17 protein-coding genes and 2 tRNA genes are annotated in these 18,998 nt (G+C 67.9%); 10 read left to right on the top strand and 9 right to left on the bottom strand.

The genetic code is table 11. The features are described from left to right. Nucleotides 1–11: 11 nt before the first annotated feature. Nucleotides 12–3,011, bottom strand: a complete 3,000-nt coding sequence (gene polA, locus KBY70_RS05730) for a DNA polymerase I (protein ID WP_254987739.1) — start codon at nt 3,009–3,011, stop codon at nt 12–14. Nucleotides 3,012–3,260: 249 nt separating this feature from the next. Here polA and KBY70_RS05725 point away from each other — a divergent pair, with 249 nt between their 5' ends. Genes KBY70_RS05725 through KBY70_RS05715 form a run of 3 tightly spaced genes read left to right on the top strand, consistent with a single transcriptional unit; the run spans nt 3,261 to nt 5,337 of the window. After that, a complete protein-coding gene (locus KBY70_RS05725; protein ID WP_254987738.1) occupies nt 3,261–3,890 on the top strand; it encodes a DUF1643 domain-containing protein in 630 nt (209 codons plus the stop codon). Beyond that, nucleotides 3,848–4,090, top strand: coding sequence for a hypothetical protein (locus KBY70_RS05720; protein ID WP_254987737.1), 243 nt, complete (start codon nt 3,848–3,850; stop codon nt 4,088–4,090). The genes KBY70_RS05725 and KBY70_RS05720 overlap by 43 nt, the downstream gene beginning before the upstream one ends. Then, complete coding sequence (locus KBY70_RS05715) at nt 4,087–5,337, top strand: cation:proton antiporter (protein ID WP_254987736.1); 1,251 nt, start codon at nt 4,087–4,089, stop codon at nt 5,335–5,337. Before KBY70_RS05720 ends, KBY70_RS05715 begins: the two co-directional genes overlap by 4 nt. On the opposite strand, the gene gltX is transcribed toward KBY70_RS05715, so the two are convergent. The 5 genes from gltX to rplS form a co-directional block, all read right to left on the bottom strand. Beyond that, the gene (gltX, locus tag KBY70_RS05710; RefSeq protein WP_254987735.1) at nt 5,269–6,726 is read right to left on the bottom strand and encodes a glutamate--tRNA ligase; all 1,458 of its coding nucleotides are present in this window, start codon (nt 6,724–6,726) and stop codon (nt 5,269–5,271) included. The two genes, KBY70_RS05715 and gltX, sit on opposite strands and share 69 nt — an antisense overlap. Nucleotides 6,727–6,794: 68 nt before the next feature. Further along, a tRNA-Asp gene (locus KBY70_RS05705) sits at nt 6,795–6,868 on the bottom strand. 162 nt (nt 6,869–7,030) lie between these two features. Beyond that, nucleotides 7,031–7,219 (bottom strand): hyperconserved protein Hcp, encoded by a 189-nt coding sequence (locus tag KBY70_RS05700; RefSeq protein ID WP_006043540.1) that lies wholly within the window; start codon nt 7,217–7,219, stop codon nt 7,031–7,033. A 36-nt stretch (nt 7,220–7,255) separates the two neighbouring features. After that, a tRNA-Trp gene (locus tag KBY70_RS05695) sits at nt 7,256–7,328 on the bottom strand. A 92-nt stretch (nt 7,329–7,420) separates the two neighbouring features. Then, a complete protein-coding gene (rplS, locus tag KBY70_RS05690; protein ID WP_254987734.1) occupies nt 7,421–7,930 on the bottom strand; it encodes a 50S ribosomal protein L19 in 510 nt (169 codons plus the stop codon). A gap of 146 nt (nt 7,931–8,076) precedes the next feature. On the opposite strand from rplS, the gene map reads away from it, so the two are divergent. Further along, nucleotides 8,077–8,931, top strand: a complete 855-nt coding sequence (gene map, locus KBY70_RS05685) for a type I methionyl aminopeptidase (RefSeq protein WP_094560986.1) — start codon at nt 8,077–8,079, stop codon at nt 8,929–8,931. 8 nt (nt 8,932–8,939) lie between these two features. Here map and KBY70_RS05680 read toward each other — a convergent pair whose 3' ends face one another. Then, nucleotides 8,940–9,671, bottom strand: a complete 732-nt coding sequence (locus KBY70_RS05680; RefSeq protein ID WP_094560988.1) for an NAD-dependent epimerase/dehydratase family protein — start codon at nt 9,669–9,671, stop codon at nt 8,940–8,942. 67 nt (nt 9,672–9,738) lie between these two features. Between KBY70_RS05680 and ebsA the strand changes: the two genes are divergently transcribed. Genes ebsA through KBY70_RS05665 form a run of 3 tightly spaced genes read left to right on the top strand, consistent with a single transcriptional unit; the run spans nt 9,739 to nt 11,812 of the window. Beyond that, complete coding sequence (gene ebsA, locus KBY70_RS05675; RefSeq protein WP_254987733.1) at nt 9,739–10,128, top strand: type IV pilus biogenesis protein EbsA; 390 nt, start codon at nt 9,739–9,741, stop codon at nt 10,126–10,128. 37 nt (nt 10,129–10,165) lie between these two features. Further along, nucleotides 10,166–11,263 carry a phosphotransacetylase family protein gene (locus KBY70_RS05670; RefSeq protein ID WP_094560990.1) on the top strand — a complete coding sequence of 366 codons (1,098 nt, stop codon included), beginning with the start codon at nt 10,166–10,168 and terminating at the stop codon, nt 11,261–11,263. A gap of 36 nt (nt 11,264–11,299) precedes the next feature. Beyond that, nucleotides 11,300–11,812 carry a DNA recombination-mediator protein A gene (locus KBY70_RS05665; protein ID WP_094560992.1) on the top strand — a complete coding sequence of 171 codons (513 nt, stop codon included), beginning with the start codon at nt 11,300–11,302 and terminating at the stop codon, nt 11,810–11,812. A 10-nt stretch (nt 11,813–11,822) separates the two neighbouring features. Here the strand turns inward: KBY70_RS05665 and KBY70_RS05660 are convergent, their stop codons facing one another. After that, on the bottom strand, nt 11,823–12,242 hold the full coding sequence (locus tag KBY70_RS05660; RefSeq protein ID WP_094560994.1) for an MAPEG family protein: 420 nt from the start codon (nt 12,240–12,242) through the stop codon (nt 11,823–11,825). An 84-nt stretch (nt 12,243–12,326) separates the two neighbouring features. Here KBY70_RS05660 and KBY70_RS05655 point away from each other — a divergent pair, with 84 nt between their 5' ends. The 3 genes from KBY70_RS05655 to ggt are packed head-to-tail and all read left to right on the top strand — an operon-like array spanning nt 12,327 to nt 18,481. Further along, nucleotides 12,327–12,818, top strand: a complete 492-nt coding sequence (locus tag KBY70_RS05655; protein ID WP_094560996.1) for a YajQ family cyclic di-GMP-binding protein — start codon at nt 12,327–12,329, stop codon at nt 12,816–12,818. Further along, on the top strand, nt 12,819–16,670 hold the full coding sequence (locus tag KBY70_RS05650) for a hydantoinase B/oxoprolinase family protein (RefSeq protein ID WP_254987732.1): 3,852 nt from the start codon (nt 12,819–12,821) through the stop codon (nt 16,668–16,670). Further along, entirely contained in the window at nt 16,667–18,481 is a 1,815-nt protein-coding gene (gene ggt / locus KBY70_RS05645) for a gamma-glutamyltransferase (RefSeq protein WP_254987731.1), read from the top strand. Before KBY70_RS05650 ends, ggt begins: the two co-directional genes overlap by 4 nt. Here ggt and KBY70_RS05640 read toward each other — a convergent pair. Continuing rightward, nucleotides 18,453–18,968, bottom strand: coding sequence for a DUF308 domain-containing protein (locus KBY70_RS05640; protein ID WP_094561077.1), 516 nt, complete (start codon nt 18,966–18,968; stop codon nt 18,453–18,455). The genes ggt and KBY70_RS05640 overlap by 29 nt on opposite strands. Nucleotides 18,969–18,998: the final 30 nt, after the last annotated feature.

The raw sequence follows: 18,998 nt of genomic DNA, 5'->3' as shown, positions 1-18,998 counted from the left end.
TAGGCCAGCTGTCACTTCGCATCCATCCAGTTAGGGCCGACGCCGGTTTCCACCACCAGGGGCACCGAGAGGGTTACGGCCCGCTCCATGGTTTCACGCGTCAGGGTGAGCACCGGCTCGAGCGCTTCGGGAGCCGCCTCCAGCACCAATTCGTCGTGCACCTGCAGCAACAGCCTTGCCGGACATTGGGCCGCCTCCAGCTCGCGATGCAGCTGGACCATCGCCAGCTTGATGATGTCGGCGCTGGAGCCCTGGATCGGCGCATTGGCGGCGGCCCGCAGCTGCTGGGCCTCCATGCCGCCGCGGCGGGCCACCTCCAGGTCGATCTCCAGGGGATCCTTGCCGCGCAGGCGGCCTAGGCCGTTGGGATCGAAGTGGAACGGCCGGCGCCGGCCCAGGATTGTTTCCACGTAGCCCCTGCTCAGGGCCAGCCGCTCCTGCAGCTCAAGGAAGGCAAACACCTTCGGGTAGCGCTGTTTGTATTTGGTGAGGAAGTCTTTGGCCTCGGCCTGGCTGACGCCCGTTTCCCTGGCGAAGCGCTGGGCGCCCATGCCATAGATCACGCCGAAGTTGATCGTTTTGCCCAGGCGGCGCTCATCCGGCGTCACCGTGTCCTTCTCCAGCAGCAGGCGGGCGGTGAGGGCATGCACGTCATCACCCGTGCGGTAGGCCTCCACCAGCACCTCCTCGCCGCTGAGGTGGGCCAGGATGCGCAGCTCGATCTGGGAGTAGTCGGCGCTGATCAGGCTCCAGCCTTCCTCCGGCAGAAAGGCCTTGCGGATCCGCCGCGAAAACTCGGTGCGGATCGGGATGTTCTGGAGGTTGGGGTTGCTGCTGGAGAGCCGGCCAGTGGCCGTCACCGCTTGGTTGAAATCGGTGTGCACCCGCCCCGTTTCCGGCTCCATCAGCACCGGTAGGGCATCCACATAGGTGCTCTTGAGCTTGCTGAGGGTGCGGTGCTCCAGCACCAGAGGCACCACTGGGTGGGCGTCTTCGAGTTTTTCGAGCACCGCCGCATCCGTGCTCCAGCCGGTTTTGGTCTTGCGGGATTTCTTGCGGTCGAGCCCGAGGGTGTCGAACAACAGCTCGCCCAGCTGCTTCGGCGAGGCCAGGTTGAAGTCGACCCCAGCGGCCGCTTTGGCCTCGGCATCCAGGCGCTCGAGCGTGGTTTTGAGCTCGCTGCTGAGTTCGCCCAGGTAGGCGGTGTCGATGCGGATGCCGGTGGCCTCCATCAGGGCCAGCACCGGCTCAAGGGGCAGCTCCAGCTGGTCGAGCAGCTGGGGCAGGGCCTCGCCCATGGCCGTGAGCTCGCGGCGCAGCAGCTGGGCCAGGCGCCAGGTGAGGTGCACATCCATGCCGCAATACAGGGCGGCTTCGGCGATTGCCACGGCGGCAAAATTGGCGCCCTTGGGCACCAGGTCGGTGTAGCTGGTGGGGGTGAATCCGAAGTTGCGCGCGGCCATGGCCTCGAGGCCGTGTTTGTCGCCGGCATCGCGCAGGTAATCGGCCAGCAGGGTGTCCATCACCACCCCGCCCAGCGGCAGGCCGTGGCGCAGCAGGATCAGTCGGTCGTACTTGGCGTTCTGGAGGGCCTTGGGGTGGGCGGCGCTGGCGAGCCAGGGGGCCAGGGCGGTGAGCACCGCATCCAGGGGCAGCTGAGGCGGTGTTGCCGGCGGCTCGCTGAGCAGATCGGGCGCCTGCGGGCTGTGGTGGCCGATCGGGATGTAAGCGAGCTCGGCCCGGCCGTCGCCCCAGGCCAGGCCGATGCCCACCAGCTCGGCCTGGAAGGGATTGAGGCTGGTGGTTTCGGTGTCCAGGGCCACGGGCCGCCCGGGGTCGGTGCAGCTGTTGAGCTGGGATACAAGGGTCGCCAGGGCCTCGGGGCTGGTGATCAGCTGGGGCTGCAGGGCCGGTAGCCCAGTGTTGAGCGGCTGATTGGGATCTGTTGAACGTTCTGTTTCACAACCTGAAACCTGATTTGCGGTGGCTGTGACGGCCGCACCGCCCGCGGGGCTGGATCCCTCGCTGGGCTGCGGCGGCACGGCCGAGAACAGCTGGGCGAAGGTGGGCACTTGTTTCACCAGGCTGTAGAGCTCCAGTTCCTCGAGGCTGCCGGCCAGGGCCTCGGCCTTCACGGCCCCCAGTTCCAGCCGCGGCTCGGCGGGCAGGGGAATGTCGATCAGGATTTCGGCCAGCATCCGCGAGCGGTAGGCGTTCTCGCGGTCGGCGCGCAGTTTGTCGATCAGGGCTCCCTTGAGGGCCTTCTGGGCGGGCTTGGGGCGGGAGGCGTCGGACTCGGCCAGCTGGTCGAGGGCGGCGTAGATGCCGTCCACATGCTCGAACTCCTTCAGCAGGTTGATGGCGGTCTTGGGGCCCACGCCCTTGACGCCGGGGATGTTGTCGGAGCTGTCGCCGGTGAGTGCCTTGAGGTCGACCACCTCCTCCGGGGTGACGCCGAGCTTGGCGATCACGCCGTCGCGGCGGATCTCCGTAGGGCCGCTGTTTTTGGCGTAGGGGCCGCCGCCCATGTACAGCACGGCGATGTCGCGCTCGTCGTCAACCAGCTGGAACAGGTCGCGGTCGCCGGAGAGAATCCGCACCCGCCAGCCGGCGTTGGCAGCCCGGTTGGCCAGGGTGCCCAGCACGTCATCGGCCTCGTAGCCCGGCGCCATCGCCAAGGGGATGTCGAGACTTTCGGCAAGGATTTGCTGCAGGTTGGCCAGATCGGCAAAAAAGTGCTCCGGCGCCTCGTCCCGGTGGGCCTTGTAGGCCGCGTCGGCCTCGTGGCGGAAGGTGGGCTCGGCCGTGTCGAAGGCCACCACCAGACCATTGGGCTTGAGTCCCTTGCAGTTGTCAAGCAGGGCCTTGAGGAAGCCGTAGGTGACGCTCGTGGGGATGCCCTCTTTCGTGCTCAGGCCCCCCTCGCCGCCTTTGGAGAAGGCATAGAAACTGCGAAAGGCCAGGGAGTGGCCATCGATCAGCAGCAGCAGGGGCTTGGTGCCAGGGGCCACGGTGCTGCAAGCGGTGATGGGTCGAGCCAGCCTGCCAGAGCTCAGGGGGGCAATTCGGATGCCGCGATTGTCACCACGGGGTCAGCCATGCTCAGGCTAGGGATCGGGGCCCAATCTGCACTGGGTGTGCCGTGTCGTCGACTGTCCGGGCCCTGTTCTCCTGGCCCTGTTGTCGGGATCCTCTTGTCGACGCCTCTCAGAAATGTGGTTCTTTTTGTGGTCACAATTTTGACAGGAGACGCCGAGACCATGCAGGCGACCACGACCACGGCGACGGCCACCGCCAGCACCAGCACCGCCACCTTCAGCCCCTGCGGCCAGTACCGCTGGTGGCTGGAGCGGGTGTGGGAGCCGGCGGCGCCGCGGCTGATCTTCATCGGCCTCAATCCTTCGCGGGCCAACGGCCGGCGCGACGATCCCACCCTGCGGCGGCTGCTGGGCTTTGCCCGCTGTTGGGGCTACGGCGCTTTGGAGGTGCTCAATCTGTTTGCCCGCGTCAGCCCGTCGCCCGCGGTGCTGCGCCGCGCTGCGGATCCGGTGGGGGGCGCCAGCGATGACTGGATCCGGCGGCGCCTGGTGGCGAATCCTGAGGCCACCTTTTGGCTGGGCTGGGGCAACCAGGGGGCCTGGCGGGGGCGGGATCAGGTGGTGCTTGCGTTGCTGGTGGGTCGCCGTCTGGGCACCTTGGGGCTCACGGCCGCTCGCCAGCCCCGTCATCCCCTCTATGTGGCCGGCGATGTTGCGCTGCAGCGCCTGGCATGGCACAACCCTGAGGCTCTGGGGCATCCTGTGGGCATGCCCGAGTTCTCCGTCCCCCCGCCGCCGGCAGCGACGCCATGTCCCGCATCCCCCGCCGCTACGCCGTGCATCTGCACATGAGCGGCGGCCAGACCGAAACCGTCCACTTCCAGACCCTGGAGGCCTTCCAGCAGTGGTACGGCGGTGTGCTGACGGCCTCGGCGCCCGACACCTTCGTGAACGTGCCGATCGGTGATCTCGAGGGCGAATACCTGGTGGTGCGACCCAGCGGCGTGATCGGCATCCACGTGGAGCCCAAGTTCAACGCCCTCGATGAATGACACCTGAGCGGCTGGGTCTGCTCTGGGGCGTCACTGTTTTTTCCGGGGCGATCGCCCAGGCCCTGGCCTGGCTCACCGGGCTGCCTGGAGTGGTGCTGTTGCTCAGTGCCGGCCTGGTGATCGGCCGCTCTGGCTTTGGCCTGGTGGAGCCCCTGGATCTGGGTGCTGGCCTGGACACCGTGGTGGGCCTGCTGGTGAGCCTGGTGCTGTTTGACGGCGGCATCAACCTGCGGCTCCCGGGCGAGGCCACGAAGCAGGCGGTGCTGCGCATCGTGTTGGTGCGACTGGTGCTGGCCCTTGGTGCTGGCCTGTTGGTCGCCCACTGGTTAGCAGGGCTCAACTGGTCGCTGGCGGCTGTGTTCAGCGCCATCGTGCTGGCCACCGGGCCCACGGTGGTGAATCCGCTGGTGCGCCAGATCCGCTTGTCGCCGCCCCTGGGCGAGGTGCTGGAAGGCGAGGGGCTGATTCTCGAGCCGATCGGGGCCGTGCTGGCCCTGCTGTTGCTGGAGCTGGCGCTGGGCGATTTGCACGGTTGGCGGGAGCTGGCCCTGGGGCTGCTGCAACGGCTGGGTGGTGGGGTGGCGATCGGTGCTCTGTGCGGCTGGTTGCTGGCCGAAGCCCTGCGCCGCATTCCGGCCCAACCGGCCGGGGCCGTGCGGTTGCAGCTCACGGTGGGCAGCCTGTTTCTGATGTTCAGCGGCTGTGAGCTGTTGCTGCCCGAATCGGGCCTGCCGGCGGCCGTGGCGGCCGGGGTGGTGGTGGGCCGCCGGCCCGACACCGATGCGGCCGAGCTTGATGCCCTGATCCGCCAGCTGGCCCAGCTGGCGATCACGATGCTGTTTCCCCTGCTGGCCGCCGATGTGAGCTGGGCGGAGCTCAGCCCCCTGGGTTGGGGTGGGGTGGCCTGCGTGCTGGTTTTGATGCTGGTGGTGCGCCCCGTGGCGATCGGCTTGGCCACCTCAGGCCTCAACTTCAGCCTGCCCCAGCGGGCCCTGCTGGCCTGGTTGGCCCCCCGCGGCATCGTCACGGCTGCCGTGGCCAGCCTGTTTGCGATCCGCCTGGAGCAGGCTGGGGTGGTGGGGGCCGGCCGTCTGCAGGGGCTCGTGTTTCTGACGATTCTGCTGACCGTGGGCCTGCAGGGCCTCAGCGCCGGTCCCCTGGCCCGCAGGTTGGGGCTCTCAGAGGCAGCGGCTGATGCGGAGGCGGTCAGCGCCGCTGCGGTGCAGCAGCAGCCAGGTGGCCAGTAGGTCGGGGCCTTGCAGGGTGCCCAGCAGCGCCGCCCGCAGGCTCTTCATGAGCACGCCTCTCTTCACCCCGGCGGCGGCACAGGCTTCGCCCAGCAGGGCCTGGGCCTGCTGGGCGCCCAACGCCCCGTCTGGCGCTGCATTGGTTGCGGGCTCGGGCAACCGCTCCAGCAGCGCGGCGAGGGCCGGGCGGGCCCCCTCGCTGGCCAGCTGGGCTGCGGCAGCCTCTTGCAGCTCCGGGGTGGTGAAGAAGGGGCGCGCCTGCTCCACCCCATCGGCGAGCAGGCTCAGGGACGGGCCGATCAGGCTGCAGAGGTCGATCTGCCAGGCGGGGTCTGAGTTGACCTGGCCAGGCTCCGTGCCCCAGCCGTGCTCTGCCCACAGGGGGGCCAGCTGCTCCCGCAGGGTCTCGGGGTCGAGGCCGTGCAGCACCTGGCCATTGAGCCAGTTGAGCTTGTCCCAATCGAAGCGCGCACCGGCCCGGTTGACCCGCTCGAAGTCGAACACCGCAGCCGCCTCGGCCAGGGTGAAGCGCTCGCCCATGCCCTCCGGCGGCGACCAGCCCAGCAGGGTCATGTAGTTGGCGAGGGCTTCGGCGGTGTAGCCCATGGCTCGAAACTCGCTCACCGAGGTGACGCCATCCCGCTTGGAGAGCTTCTTGCCCTCCTGGTTGAGGATCAGCGGGGTGTGGGCAAACACCGGAGGCTCGTCGCCGAGGGCTGCGTAGAGCAGCAGCTGCTTGGCGGTGTTGGCGATGTGGTCTTCGCCGCGAATCACGTGGCTGATCGCCATGGCGGCGTCGTCCACCACCACCACCAGGTTGTAGAGGGGGTCGCCGATCTGATCGGCGGGGGCGCGGCGGGCGATCACCATGTCGCCGCCCAGGTCGCTGCCGCTCCAGCGCATCGGGCCGCGCACCAGGTCGGTCCAGGTGATGGTGGCGTCGTCGTCGATGCGGAAGCGGATGGTGGCTTCGCGGCCCTCGGCGATGAAGGCTTGCTGCTGCTCGGGCGTGAGATCGCGGTGGCGGTTGTCGTAGCGGGGGGCTTTTTTCTCGGCGGCCTGCTGCTCGCGCATGGCGGTGAGCTCCGCTTCGCTGGCAAAGCACCGGTAGGCCTGGCCGGAATCGAGCAGCTGCTGGATCGCGGCCCGGTGCTCGGCGATGCGGGCGCTCTGGATCACTGGATCGCCGTCCCACTGGAGCCCCAGCCACTGGAGCCCGTCGAGGATGTTGGTGGTGTATTCAGCCTTGCTGCGCTCTTTATCGGTGTCCTCAATGCGCAACAGAAACTGCCCGCCCTGGCGCCGGGCAAACAACCAGTTGAACACCGCCGTGCGGGCGGTGCCGATATGCAGGGTTCCCGTGGGGCTCGGGGCCAGTCGCACACGCACTGGACGAGAAGCTTGCCCTGCCACGGACTGCGCAGCACCCACAGGGACAACTCCTAATTCAGGGGAAACGGGACTGACGGGATTCGAACCCGCAACTTCCGCCGTGACAGGGCGGTGCTCTAACCGGTTGAACTACAGTCCCAGTCAGCCTTTCGGCGTTCTGTGTCGTGCTCGGGGTTTGACCCTTGAGCGACTTGAAAAGTATCCGTGATCGCCGGTCCGATCGTCAACCAACTGGGCAAAAGACCAGCGAATGCAAATCAGACCGGCATCCCGAATGGGCATTGCGCAGCCTTAGGGCTGATCAGGGGCGAAAGCCCGCAGGCTCAATCAGGCGCACCTGATTTCCCCGTGCCGTGAATTCACGACCTTGATCGCTCTGAACGACCACACGGCCACCGGATTTCACCCGGATCACCCGCGCCCGAACCCACCCCAGAGCGGCTGATTCGAGCACCTTGACCACATCTCCGGGTTGTAGATCCAACTCCATGCTCGAAACCTGGAAACTGCAAAATGGGACATCGAACGCGCCGTGGAGGACTTGAACCCCCGACATCAGGTTTTGGAGACCTGCGTTCTACCAACTGAACTAACGGCGCAAGGCCGATGCCCCGTAAACATGAGGCCGCTTTTGTTAAACCACCCTGTCTGAAGAATGCTCGTCAGACAGTGAGGAAACATGTTGGCAACCTCAGCGGTCGAAGCGTTGCTTGACCCGTGTGGCTTTACCCACCCGATCGCGCAGATAGAAGAGCTTCGCCCGACGCACCTTACCTCGGCGCTCCACTTTCACGGAAGCAACCTGGGGGCTGTGCAGCATGAAGACCCGCTCCACACCGATGCCCTGGAAGATGCGGCGCACGGTGATGGTCTCATTGAGACCGCCGTGGCGCTTGGCGATCACCACCCCTTCGTAGGGCTGCACGCGCTCCTTGTTGCCCTCGCGAATTCGCACACCCACCTTGACGGTGTCACCGACGTAGATCTCGGGGAGTTCGTCCTTGAGCTGTTCGGCCTCAAAGGCGCGGATCAGGTCCTGGGCGCTGAGCTTGCCGGTGGTGGCCTTCACGGACGTGGCGGGCTTGGCCTGCACAGCGGTGGCCGTGCTCGCTTCTGCCGTCTTGGTCTCGGTGGCGCTGGCCTCCTCAGAACCCTGCTCTGCCGGGTTTACGGCTTGATTGTCTGTCGACTCCGTTGCCATCTCAGCTCCGCGACGCCTTGCCAAACCGACAGTGTACCGGCTGAGGTGTCGCTCTTCCCTCAAACGCCATGCCTGAGCCCGCAACGATCCGGTCCCATTGGTAGCTTGAAGGCGAGCCTTTTCCATCGCTGCCGGCGTCTCCCAGCATGAATCTGTTTGCCGATCTGCTGGCCAGCACCAAGGGGTCTGCCGGCAGCGCAGTGGTTGAGACCGGCCCCCGCATTCAGAAAGGTCGCCGCGGGGTTGAGATCAAATCGGCCCGCGAAATCGACACGATGCGCCAGGCCAGCCGCATCGTGGCCACGGTGCTGCGCGAAATCCTGGAGATGGCGGCCCCCGGCATGACCACCGGCGACCTCGACCGCCACGCCGAGAAGCGCATCCGCGAGATGGGTGCCACCCCTAGCTTCAAGGGGTATCACGGTTTCCCCGCCAGCATCTGCGCCTCGATCAACAACGAGGTGGTGCATGGCATCCCCAACAGCAAGCGCGTGATCCAGGCCGGCGATCTGGTCAAGATCGACACCGGCGCCTACTTCGACGGCTACCACGGCGACAGCTGCGTCAGCCTCTGCGTGGGGGAGGGCGCCACCGAGGAGGCCCAGACCCTCTGCCGGGTGGCCCAGGAATCGTTGATGAAGGGACTGGCCCAGATCAAGGCCGGCAACACCCTGCTGGACATCGCTGGTGCCGTGCAAGACCACGTGGAAGCCCATGGCTTCGCGGTGGTCGAGGACTACACCGGCCACGGCGTCGGCCGCAACCTGCACGAGGAGCCCTCGGTGTTCAACTTCCGCACCCGGGACATGCCCAACATGAAGCTGCGCCCGGGCATGACTCTGGCGGTGGAGCCGATCCTCAATGCCGGCAGCAAGGCCTGCCGCACCCTCAAGGACCGCTGGACCGTGGTGACCGTGGATGGCAGCTGGTCGGCCCAGTGGGAACACACCATCGCTGTCACCAGTGATGGCTGCGAAATCCTCACCGACCGCGAGTTCTAAGCTCCAGCTCAGCGGCTGGGGCGCGTTAATGCCTTGAAGTAGGCCCAGCGGCCCAGGCTGGTGAGCGGCATCAGCACGTAGGTGAGGGGGTTGGGGGTGACGATGATCAGGTTGAAGCCCAGGCGGGCCTGGGCCAGCACCTGGGAGGCCACGAAATCAGCCCCCATCACCCCGATCGGGTTGAGGGCGGAGCGGAATGGTCCCAGCACCAGCCGGCGGATCCGCAGGGGCCCTTCGGCTCCGGCCAGATCCAGGGCCCGCAGGCTCACAAGTGTGCCCAGCAGCCGTTTGCTCAGCTCGTAGAGCGGGCTGAAGGCTGGTTGGATCTCCGCTTCGGAGGTGTTGATCCACACCTCCGCCCGGGGGCGGCCGTTGCTGGGCCGCTGCTGCACCACCTCGGCAAACAGCTCCAGCAGCCGCCAGCTGCTGAGGGCGTTGACCTCCAGGGCCAGCTCTGTGGTTTCGCGGCTGCGGGCCTGTTGCTGGTTGACACCGTGGTTGAGCACCAGCACATCGACCCGCTCCAGCAGCGGTCGCAGGGCCTGCTCTTCGCCGATCTGCCATGACACCTGCTCGAGCGCGATGGTTTCGCCGGCGTCATCGCGCAGGTCGAGGGGCCGGGTGCTGCTGGTGAGGGCCACCAGCTGCGCGCCCTGGCGCGACCACCGGCGCAGCAACGCCTGTCCGAGGCTGCCGCTGGCGCCGGTCACGGCCACGGTGCACGCATAAGAACTGGACATGGGCCTGGTGCAAACGGCGGCTGAGGTATCACCATGGTGGAATTCCGCCGACAGACTGGCCGCCTGGATGGCTCCTGGCACTCCCCCTGAAGCCGTTGCGCCCCTGGTGCCTCTGTTTGCTCCCTACTGCGGGGGCTTGGTGCATCAGGCGTTGTTGGAGGAGGCGCTGGCCAGCCTGCTGGTGGGCGAGTGGGCCGGCCGGCGGTTGCTGCAGGGCGGCCGCAGCCACGCCCTGCAGCTGCGTTGGAGTGGCGAAACGGCGCCCCTTGAAGTGCTCCACTGCGACCTCACCTTCCCTGCCCTGCCGCAGGTGGCCTACGCCTTTGATCTGCCCTGCCACCAGCTGGTGCAGTGGTTGATGGAGCGGCAAGGGGATGAGCTGCCGCCGAGCTTCTGGCATTGGTTGCTGCTGGGGCAGCCTCCCATCGCCACCGAACCGGTGGGCAGCGCCGCCTAAATTTCACGGTCAAGACATGCCCCAGCGAGGTTGACCGATGGCCCCCACCTTGCTGATCGGGTCCTGCGAAGCCTTCAGCGGCAAATCCGCCGTGGTGTTGGGCCTGGCTCGCCAACTCAGCCGTCAGGGCATTCCTGTGCGGTTTGGCAAACCCCTCGCCACCAGTCTTGATGAGGCGTCCACCGAATCGGGCCAGTCGCCCCTGTTGGATGCGGATGTGCGCTTCATCGGCGCCACCCTGGGGCTACCGGAAGCCCATCTGATCCCCTCCTTGCATGTGCTGGATGGGGCGACGGCCCAGCAGCGCTTGGTGCAGGGCGATCTGGAGCCCGGCCCAGGCTTCGCCCTCTTGCGCCAGCAGCTGGCCGAGACCCCCGATGGTTTGACCCTGCTGGAAGCTGCCGGCAGCCTCCATGAGGGCCTGCTCTATGGCCTCAGCTTGCCCCAGCTGGCCGAGGGCCTCGAGGCCACGGTGGTGTTGGTGCATCCATGGTTGGACAGCCGCAGCATCGATCCGCTGCTGGCCGCCCAGGCCCAGCTCGGTGAGCGCCTGGCGGGGGTGGTGCTTAACGCCGTCAAACCGGAGCTGGTGCCCCAGCTGCGGACCGAGCTGATACCGGCCCTTGCCCAGCTCGGCTTGCCCGTGCTGGGGGTGATGCCCCAGAGCCCACTGCTGCGCAGCGTCACGGTGGAGGAGCTGGCCCTGCGGCTCGGGGCCCAGGTGCTCTGTTGTCCGGAACGGCTCGATCTGTTGGTGGAAACCCTGTCGATCGGTGCCATGAACGTGAACTCGGCGATGGAGTTTTTCCGCCGTCGCCGCAACATGGCCGTGGTGACCGGGGCTGATCGCACTGACATCCAGCTGGCGGCTCTGGAGGCCTCCACCCAGTGCCTGATCCTTACCGGGGCCGGTGAACCCCTGCCCCAGCTGCTCAACCGGGCCGAGGAACTGGACGTGCCCCTGCTCAAGGTCGAGCACGACACCCTCACCACCGTTGAGGTGATTGAGCAGGCCTTTGGTCACGTGCGCCTGCATGAAGCGGTCAAGGCCAGCTTCGCCTTCCGGCTGGTGGAGGAGCATTGCAATTTCGAACCGCTGTTCAGGCGATTGCAGTTGCCCGCGATGGCGAAATAACGCTGCTAGTTTCAAAGCGCAGGCTGCGGGCTACTGGTGACCCGGTCCCTTGATCTTCCGTCGCTCGATCGGATCGACACCCTTGCCCAGGAACTGGCGATGCTCCAGGACAGGAGCAAACGGCGCATTGCCATTTTGGGCAGTCGCCACGTTCCAGTCGTGTCCATCCACCTGGTGGAACTGGTGGCCCGCTCCTTGGCCCAGGAAGGCCACAATCTGATCACCTCCGGCGCCCAGGGGGTCAATGCGGCCGTGATCCGCAGCGTGCTGGAGATCGATCCGGCCCGGCTCACCGTGTTGCTGCCCCAGAGCCTCGATCGTCAGCCGGGTGAATCGCGCGACCAGCTCGAGCGGGTGCTGCATCTGGTGGAGAAGCCCGAGCACGACGATCTGCCCCTGCCAATGGCCAGCAGCCTCTGCAACCAGGACATCATCAGCCGCTGCGACCAGTTGATCTGCTACGCCTTCCACGACAGCGAAACCCTGCTGGCCAGCTGCCGCGTGGCCGAGGACATGGGCAAGGTGGTCAGCGTGATGTTCTTCGACTGAGGCCTGGTTGCTAGGCGCCCAGCACTGCCCTCAGCCCTTCCACGTAGAGCACCCCGGAGCACACCAGACCGCCAGCCCAGCACAGGCCGCGCACCGCAGGCACGTTGCCCACGTAGACGCCGATGTAGGCCAGGCGCAGGGCGGGGTGCAGCCAGGCGGCGATCAGGGCCACCGGGCTGCTGACGCCGGCCAGCAAGCACAGCAGGGCTGCTGGAGCATGCAGGGTGAAGGCCTCAAAGCAGTTTTGGTGCGCCCAGGCGGCGCGCTTCCCCCAGGCCGGCAGCCGCTCAAACATCGCCCTCGGGGCGGCCAGGTCGGCCATCTGGAAATTCGCCTGGGAGCGGGCGGCCCCGAGGGGCACGGTGCTGAACACCACCACACCGGCGGCCAGCAGCAGCGACCAGGCAAAGGGGGCGAGGGAGGCACTCATGGCGGCAGGCAGCGTGGACGATGGATCCAGGTTGGCAGGCCGCACCTACGATTCGCGCACGTTTCCGCCCGACCGACCAGCCCCATGGCCGACACCTATTCCTTTGATGTGGTGAGCGATTTCGATCGCCAGGAGCTCGTCAACACGATCGACCAGGTGCGCCGCGACGTGGGCACCCGCTACGACCTCAAGGACTCCAACACCGAGATCGAGGTGGAGGAGACCAGCCTCACCATCACCACCGCCAGTGACATGACCCTCCAGGCCGTGGAGGATGTGCTGCGCCAGAAGGCCACCAAGCGCAATCTCTCACTGAAGATCTTTGACTTCCAGACCCCCGAGCCCGTCGGCGGCAACCGGGTGAAGCAGGTGGTGAAGCTGCGTAAGGGCCTCAGCCAGGAGCTGGCCAAGAGCCTGAGCAAAACCGTCCGTGATGAGCTCAAGAAGGTGACCGTCTCGATCCAGGGCGACAGCCTGCGGATCACCGGCAAGAACAAGGACGACCTGCAACAGGCCATCAGCCTGCTCAAGGCCCAGGACGTGGAGGTGCCGCTGCAGTTCGAGAACTACCGCTGAGTGGCGGGCTGGCGGTTCTGGATTGATCGCGGCGGCACCTTCACCGATGTGGTGGGGCGGAGTCCTGCCGGTGAGCTGGTGGTGCGCAAGGTGCTGTCGGTGCAGCCTGATTGCCCGGGCGATCCGGCCGTGCGTGCCATCGGGGCGGTGCTGGGCCTGCCCTCCGGCGGCGCGCTGCCAGCGGGGTTGGTGCAGGAGGTGCGGCTCGGCACCACCGTGGCCACCAATGCCTTGCTGGAGCGGCGCGGGGCCGGGGTGGTGCTGCTGATCAACCGGGGCTTTGCCGATCTGCTCACCATTGGCGACCAGCACCGCCCGGACATCTTTGCCCTGGCGATCGAGCGGCCCCAGCCTTTGCGCCTGCGGGTGCTGGAGGTGGATGGGCGGCTGGCGGCCGATGGTGCAGAGCTCGAGCCCCTATCGCTGCCCGAGGGGTTGCGCCAGCAGTTGCGGGCCGCCCAGGCCGACGGCTACACCAGCTGCGCCGTGGCCCTGCTGCACAGCACCCGCAATCCCTGCCAGGAGCTGCAGCTGGGTGCCTGGCTGCAGCCCCTGGGCTTTGAGGCCGTGGTGCTCTCCCACCAGCTCAGCGGCCAGCCCCGGCTCGTGCCCCGCGGCCAGACCGCCGTGGTGGAGGCCGCGGTGGCACCGGTGCTGCGGCACTATCTGGGCCAAGTGGGGCAGGCCCTCGGGCCGGATACCCGGCTGCGGGTGATGCGCTCCAGTGGTGCCCTGGCAGCTCCGGAGGTGCTGCTCGCCAAGGACACGATCCTCTCGGGGCCTGCCGGGGGCATGGTGGGGGCCGTGGCGGTGGGCCGTCGGGCCCTGGAGGCTGCCGGCTTGCGGCCCCAGCCGATCGTCGGCTTCGACATGGGTGGCACCTCCACCGATGTCTTCCATTTCGATGACCGGCGAGGCGATCTCGCCTGGGAGCGCAGCCCCGCCACCGAGATCGTTGGCCTGCAGCTGCAGGCGCCGATGCTGCCCATCCACACCGTGGCCGCCGGTGGTGGCTCGATCCTGCGTTTCGATGGCCTGCGGCTGCGGGTGGGGCCGGAGTCGGCTGGTGCCGATCCGGGGCCAGCGGCCTACCGCCGCGGCGGCCCGCCCACGATCACCGATGCCAACCTGCTGCTGGGCCGGCTGCCCATCGCAGCCCTGCCGGCGCTGTTCGGTCCCAGCGCCGACCAAACCGCCGATGGGCAGGCCGTGGAGCAGGCCTTTGCCGAGCTGGCGGCCGTGATGGCGGCGGTGGCGCCAGGCATCACACCCGAGCGGGTGGCCGAGGGGGTGCTGCAGATCGCCATCGAGACGATGGCCGGGGCCCTGCGCCGCATTTCAATCCAGCGCGGCCACGACCTGCGCGAGGCGTTGCTGGTGAGCTACGGCGGCGCCGGCGGGCAGCACGCCTGCCGTCTGGCCGAGGTGCTGGGCCTATCGCGGGTGCTGCTCCATCCCCTGGCGGGTGTGTTGTCCGCCTATGGGCTCGGCATGGCCGAGCAGTCGCTGTTGCTGGAGTGCTCGCCAAGGCTGCCGCTGGCGCCTGCCTCGTTGCCCGTGTTGCGCCAGCACTGCGCAGCCCTGGTGTGCCGGGGCGTGGAGGACTTGCGGCAGGTGGGAGATCTGGGTGACGCCTCCCCTCAGATCCGGGTGCGGCTGGAGCTGCGGGCGCCCGGCAGTGAGCGGGGGTTGGAGGTGCCCTGGTCGCCCCAGGATTCCGCCCCTGATGCTGCCGCCGATGTGGTCCCCGATGTGGCCGTGTTGGCTGCGCTGCGGCAGGCCTTTGCCGCGAGTCATCAGCAGCGCTACGGCTACTTCCCGGTTGGCGATGACTGGATTGTGGAGCGGTTGCTGGTCGACATCACCTCCTCCGGTCAGGAGCTGCCCGGTCAGGAGCTACCCGCTGACGGGACGGAGTCCGGTTGGGCAGCAGGGGGGGATGGGGCTGGGACTGCGACTGGGAAGGGCGCGCCGGCCGCCGCCAGCACACGCCTTTGGCTGGGTGAGCAGCTCGGCTGGCAGAGGGTGCCCCTCTGGCAGCGCGACCACTTGCGGCCCCAGATGCATCTCCAGGGCCCGGCCCTGGTGGTTGATCAAACCACCACCACCGTGCTGGAGCCCGGCTGGCAGGCGTTGGTGCTGCCCGACGGGGCGCTGCTGCTGGAGCGGCAGTCGCTGGCACACCCGGTTTCCGCTGAGAGTTCTGTTGGCGGTTCCGTTGCGAGTTCTGTTGCACAACCTGTTGAACATCCGGTTTCGAGCCCCGCCGCGCCTGCCGACCCCACTGTTCTGGAGCTCTACAACCACCGCTTTTCGGCCATCGCCGAGCAGATGGGCGGCCGCCTGCAGCAGAGCGCCCGCTCGGTGAACATCCGCGAGCGGCTCGACTTCTCCTGCGCTCTGTTTGACGCCGCCGGGTTGCTGGTGGCCAATGCCCCCCATATTCCGGTGCATCTGGGCTCCATGGGAGACAGCGTGGTCAGCCTGCTCAAAGCGATCGCGCGGGGTGATCGCCCTCCCTTGGCGCCTGGGGATGTGGTGCTCTCCAACAACCCCTACAACGGCGGCACCCATCTGCCGGACATCACGGCCATCACACCCGTGTTCGCGCCAGGATCGCTACCTGGGGCCCAGGTGCCCGCGTTTTTTGTGGCCTCGCGGGGCCACCATGCCGATGTCGGAGGCATCACCCCCGGTTCGATGCCCGCCTTCAGCCGCACGATCGCTGATGAGGGGCTGCTGCTCGACAACGTGCCGTTCTTCAGCCATGGCAGCTTTGATGAGTCGTTGTGGCGGCAACGGCTCGCTGCCGGTTGTCATCCGGTGCGTAACCACGACCAATTGCTCGCCGATCTCCAGGCCCAGGTGGCCGCCAATCGCCTGGGGGTAGACGGGCTGGGGCGCCTGATCGATCGCCATGGCCTGCAGGAGGTGCAGGCCTATATGGCCCATGTGCAGGCCCATGGGGCCGCGGCAGTGGGCCAGGCCATGGCGCGGCTCCGCAGCGGCCAGGCCCGGGTGGAGCTCGACCATGGCGCCCACATCCAGGTGGCCGTGTCCATCGATGCCCAGGCCGGGCGCGCCCGGGTCGACTTCAGCGGCAGTTCGCCCCAGCACAGCGGCAATCTCAATGCCCCCCTGGCTGTCACCAAGGCGGTGGTGCTCTACGTGTTTCGCTGTTTGGTGGGCGAGTCGATCCCGCTCAATGCCGGTTGCTTCGCGCCCATCGAGCTGATCGTTCCAGAGGGATCCCTGCTGCATCCCCGTCCCCCGGCGGCGGTGGTGGCCGGCAATGTGGAGATCTCCCAGGCGGCGACCAATGCCCTGTTTGCCGCCCTGGGCATCCAGGCGGCGGCCCAGGGCACGATGAACAATCTGAGCTTCGGCAATGCCCAGCTTCAGTACTACGAAACGATCTGCGGTGGCACCGGTGCCGGCCGGCATCCAGGAGGCGTGGGCTATGCGGGTGCTTCAGCCGTGCAGAGCCACATGACCAATTCCCGGCTCACCGATCCAGAAATCCTGGAAAGTCGCTTTCCGGTGCGGGTTGAGCGCTTTGCGATCCGCGCCGGCTCCGGCGGGGCTGGCCGGTTCTGCGGTGGCGATGGGGTGGTGCGGCAGCTCCGCTTTCTTGCGCCGATGGACGTTTCCATGATTTCCGGCTCGCGCCGCGTTCCGCCGGCGGGTTTGGCCGGCGGCGCGGCGGGGGCCTGCGGCCGCAACAGCTGGATCGGGGCCGATGGCTCCAGCCGGGAGCTGGAGGGCTGCTTTGAGCAGACGCTGCAGCCGGGGGAGGCCTTGCGCATCGAGACGCCGGGCGGTGGTGGTTACGGCGCGCCGGAGCAACCATGAGCGTTCGCATACTGGCGCTGGCGATCACGGCGGTGCTGGCCTCCCCGGCCCAGGCCGAGATCCTGCAGGAGCGCAGCCAGCGCTTCCATCCCCAGTGGTCACCGGGCGGCATGGTGGCCAGCCAGGAGCAGTGGGCCTCCCAGGCCGGGGCTGAAATTCTGGCCCGTGGCGGCAACGCGGTGGATGCGGCGGTGGCCACGGCCTTCGCCCTGGCGGTCACCCTGCCCCAGGCCGGCAATCTGGGCGGCGGCGGCTTTCTGGTGCTGTGGCTGCCGGGTCCGTCGCCGGCGGCCGCGCGCGGTTGTCTGGCTCTCCCTGGCGCGCGGGCTGGGGCCAGCCCTGAGCTGCGCCTGGGCCGCGGCACGGCCGTGGCGGTGAACTTCCGCGAAACCGCCCCTTTGGCCGCCATGGCTGGGATGTTTCTCGGCGCCGATGGTGAGGTGGACCGTGCGCGGGCCACCCGCAGCCCCTTGAGCGTGGCCGTGCCGGGAACCCCCGCCGGGCTGCTGCTGACGCACCGTTGTTACGGCCGGCTGCCCCGGGCTGCGGTGCTGGCGCCGGCCATCCGGCTGGCCAGCCGCGGCTTCCCGGTGGGCAAGGAGCTAGCCGATTCCCTGCAGCAGGCTGCGCCGTTGCTCCGCGCCGACCCCACCTCCAACGCGCTGTTCCTGGCGCGCCCGCTGCGCCCCAGCGACCGCTGGCGCCAGCCTCTGCTCGCCACCAGCCTGCAACGCCTCGCGGCCCAGGGTGAGCGCGGCTTCTACCAGGGCCCCATCGCCGAGGCCCTGGTGGCATTGATGCACCAACGGGGCGGGCTGATTCGCCATGCAGATCTCGACGGCTACCAGGCTCAGCTGGTGCGCCCCTTGCAGGTGCGGTTCCAGGGCCATCCGGTGCTCACCATGCCGCCTCCCAGTGGTGGTGGGGTCACCCTGGTGCAGCTGCTCCAGGTGTTGGAGCCCATGCCCCTGGCTCAGCTGGGCCTAAACAGTGCCGCCAGCCTGCACCGGATGGTCGAGGCGATGAACCTCGCCTACCGCGACCGCAACCACTGGCTCGGCGACCCCGACCAGGTGGCCATGCCCCTGGAGCGCCTGCTCAGCCCGGCCCATGCCAACAGCCAGCGCGCCCGCATCCGCAGCGATCGCCACCGTCCTGCGGCCGAATTGGCCGCTGAGGGCCCCAGCTCCGGCGGCACCAACACCACCCATCTGTCGGTGGCTGATCGCCAGGGGGGCCTGGTGGCCCTCACCACCACGCTCAACTTCGCCTACGGCAGCGGCATCAGCGTTCCTGGTGCCGGCTTCCTGCTCAACAACGAGATGGACGACTTCACCGCAAAACCCGGTGTGGCCAATGCCTATGGCCTGGTGCAGGGAGCCGCCAATGCCATTGCCCCGGGCAAGCGGCCGCTCAGCTCGATGACGCCTACCCTGGTGTTTCGTGCCGATGGCAGGCCCTGGCTGGCCACCGGCAGTCCTGGAGGCAGCCGCATCATCACTACGGTGTTGCAGGTGCTGCTCAACCGCATGGTGCATGGGCTGAACCTGGCCTCAGCCGTGGCCAGCCCCCGCATTCACTCCCAGCTCTGGCCCGACCAGATCAGCGTGGAACAGGGCCTCAGCCCCGACACCACCGCCAAGCTGGAGGCGATGGGCCACCGGCTTGTGATCACGGCGGCGATGGGTTCAGCCAACAGCGTTGAGGTGCTGCGCGAGGGGGGCAGCCTGGGGGTCGCCGACCCCAGGCGCCTCGATGCGGCGGCCGTTGGCGACCTGCAACTCAGCTGGCCGGCTGAGTTGGAGCCGTGATCAGGTTGATGGCGGAGAACCCCAGGCCGATGCCGAACAACATGCCGATGGCCCAGATGCTGTCGGAGGGCCACTCGGCGATCAGCATGCCGCCGAGCACGGCGGTGACGATGCCGTCGAGCAGCACCAGCGCGCGGGCAGGGCCCTGGCCGGTGGCCGCGGCGGCCAGTTCCATCACCCCCTCAAAGGCGAGCAGGAAGCCCACAAACAACGTGAGGCTCACTTCACTGGCGATCGGGAAGGCGAGCACCCAAACGCCGCCGCCCAGGTAGAGCAGGCCGGAGAGCAGGCGGAAGATTTTGCCCTTGGTGTCGCCCTCGCCGGTGAGGCGTAGCAGCTGGGACACCCCCGCGACCACCGACACCCCCCCCACGGCAATGGTGAGCAGGGTGGCCGAGACGAAGGGCAGCACGATCGACAGCCCGGCTGCGGCAAACAGCAGGGCGGCGGTCACCCAGCGCAGGGTGGGGGAAGCGGGAACCGTCACCGGAGAAAACACAGAAGAGCAGCCACCCTA

It is taken from the genome of Cyanobium sp. ATX 6E8 (assembly GCF_024346335.1).
Lineage (GTDB): Bacteria > Cyanobacteriota > Cyanobacteriia > PCC-6307 > Cyanobiaceae > Cyanobium_A.
The sequence above is the reverse complement of the archived record's forward strand: the minus strand, read 5'-3'. Positions and strand labels throughout refer to the sequence as shown.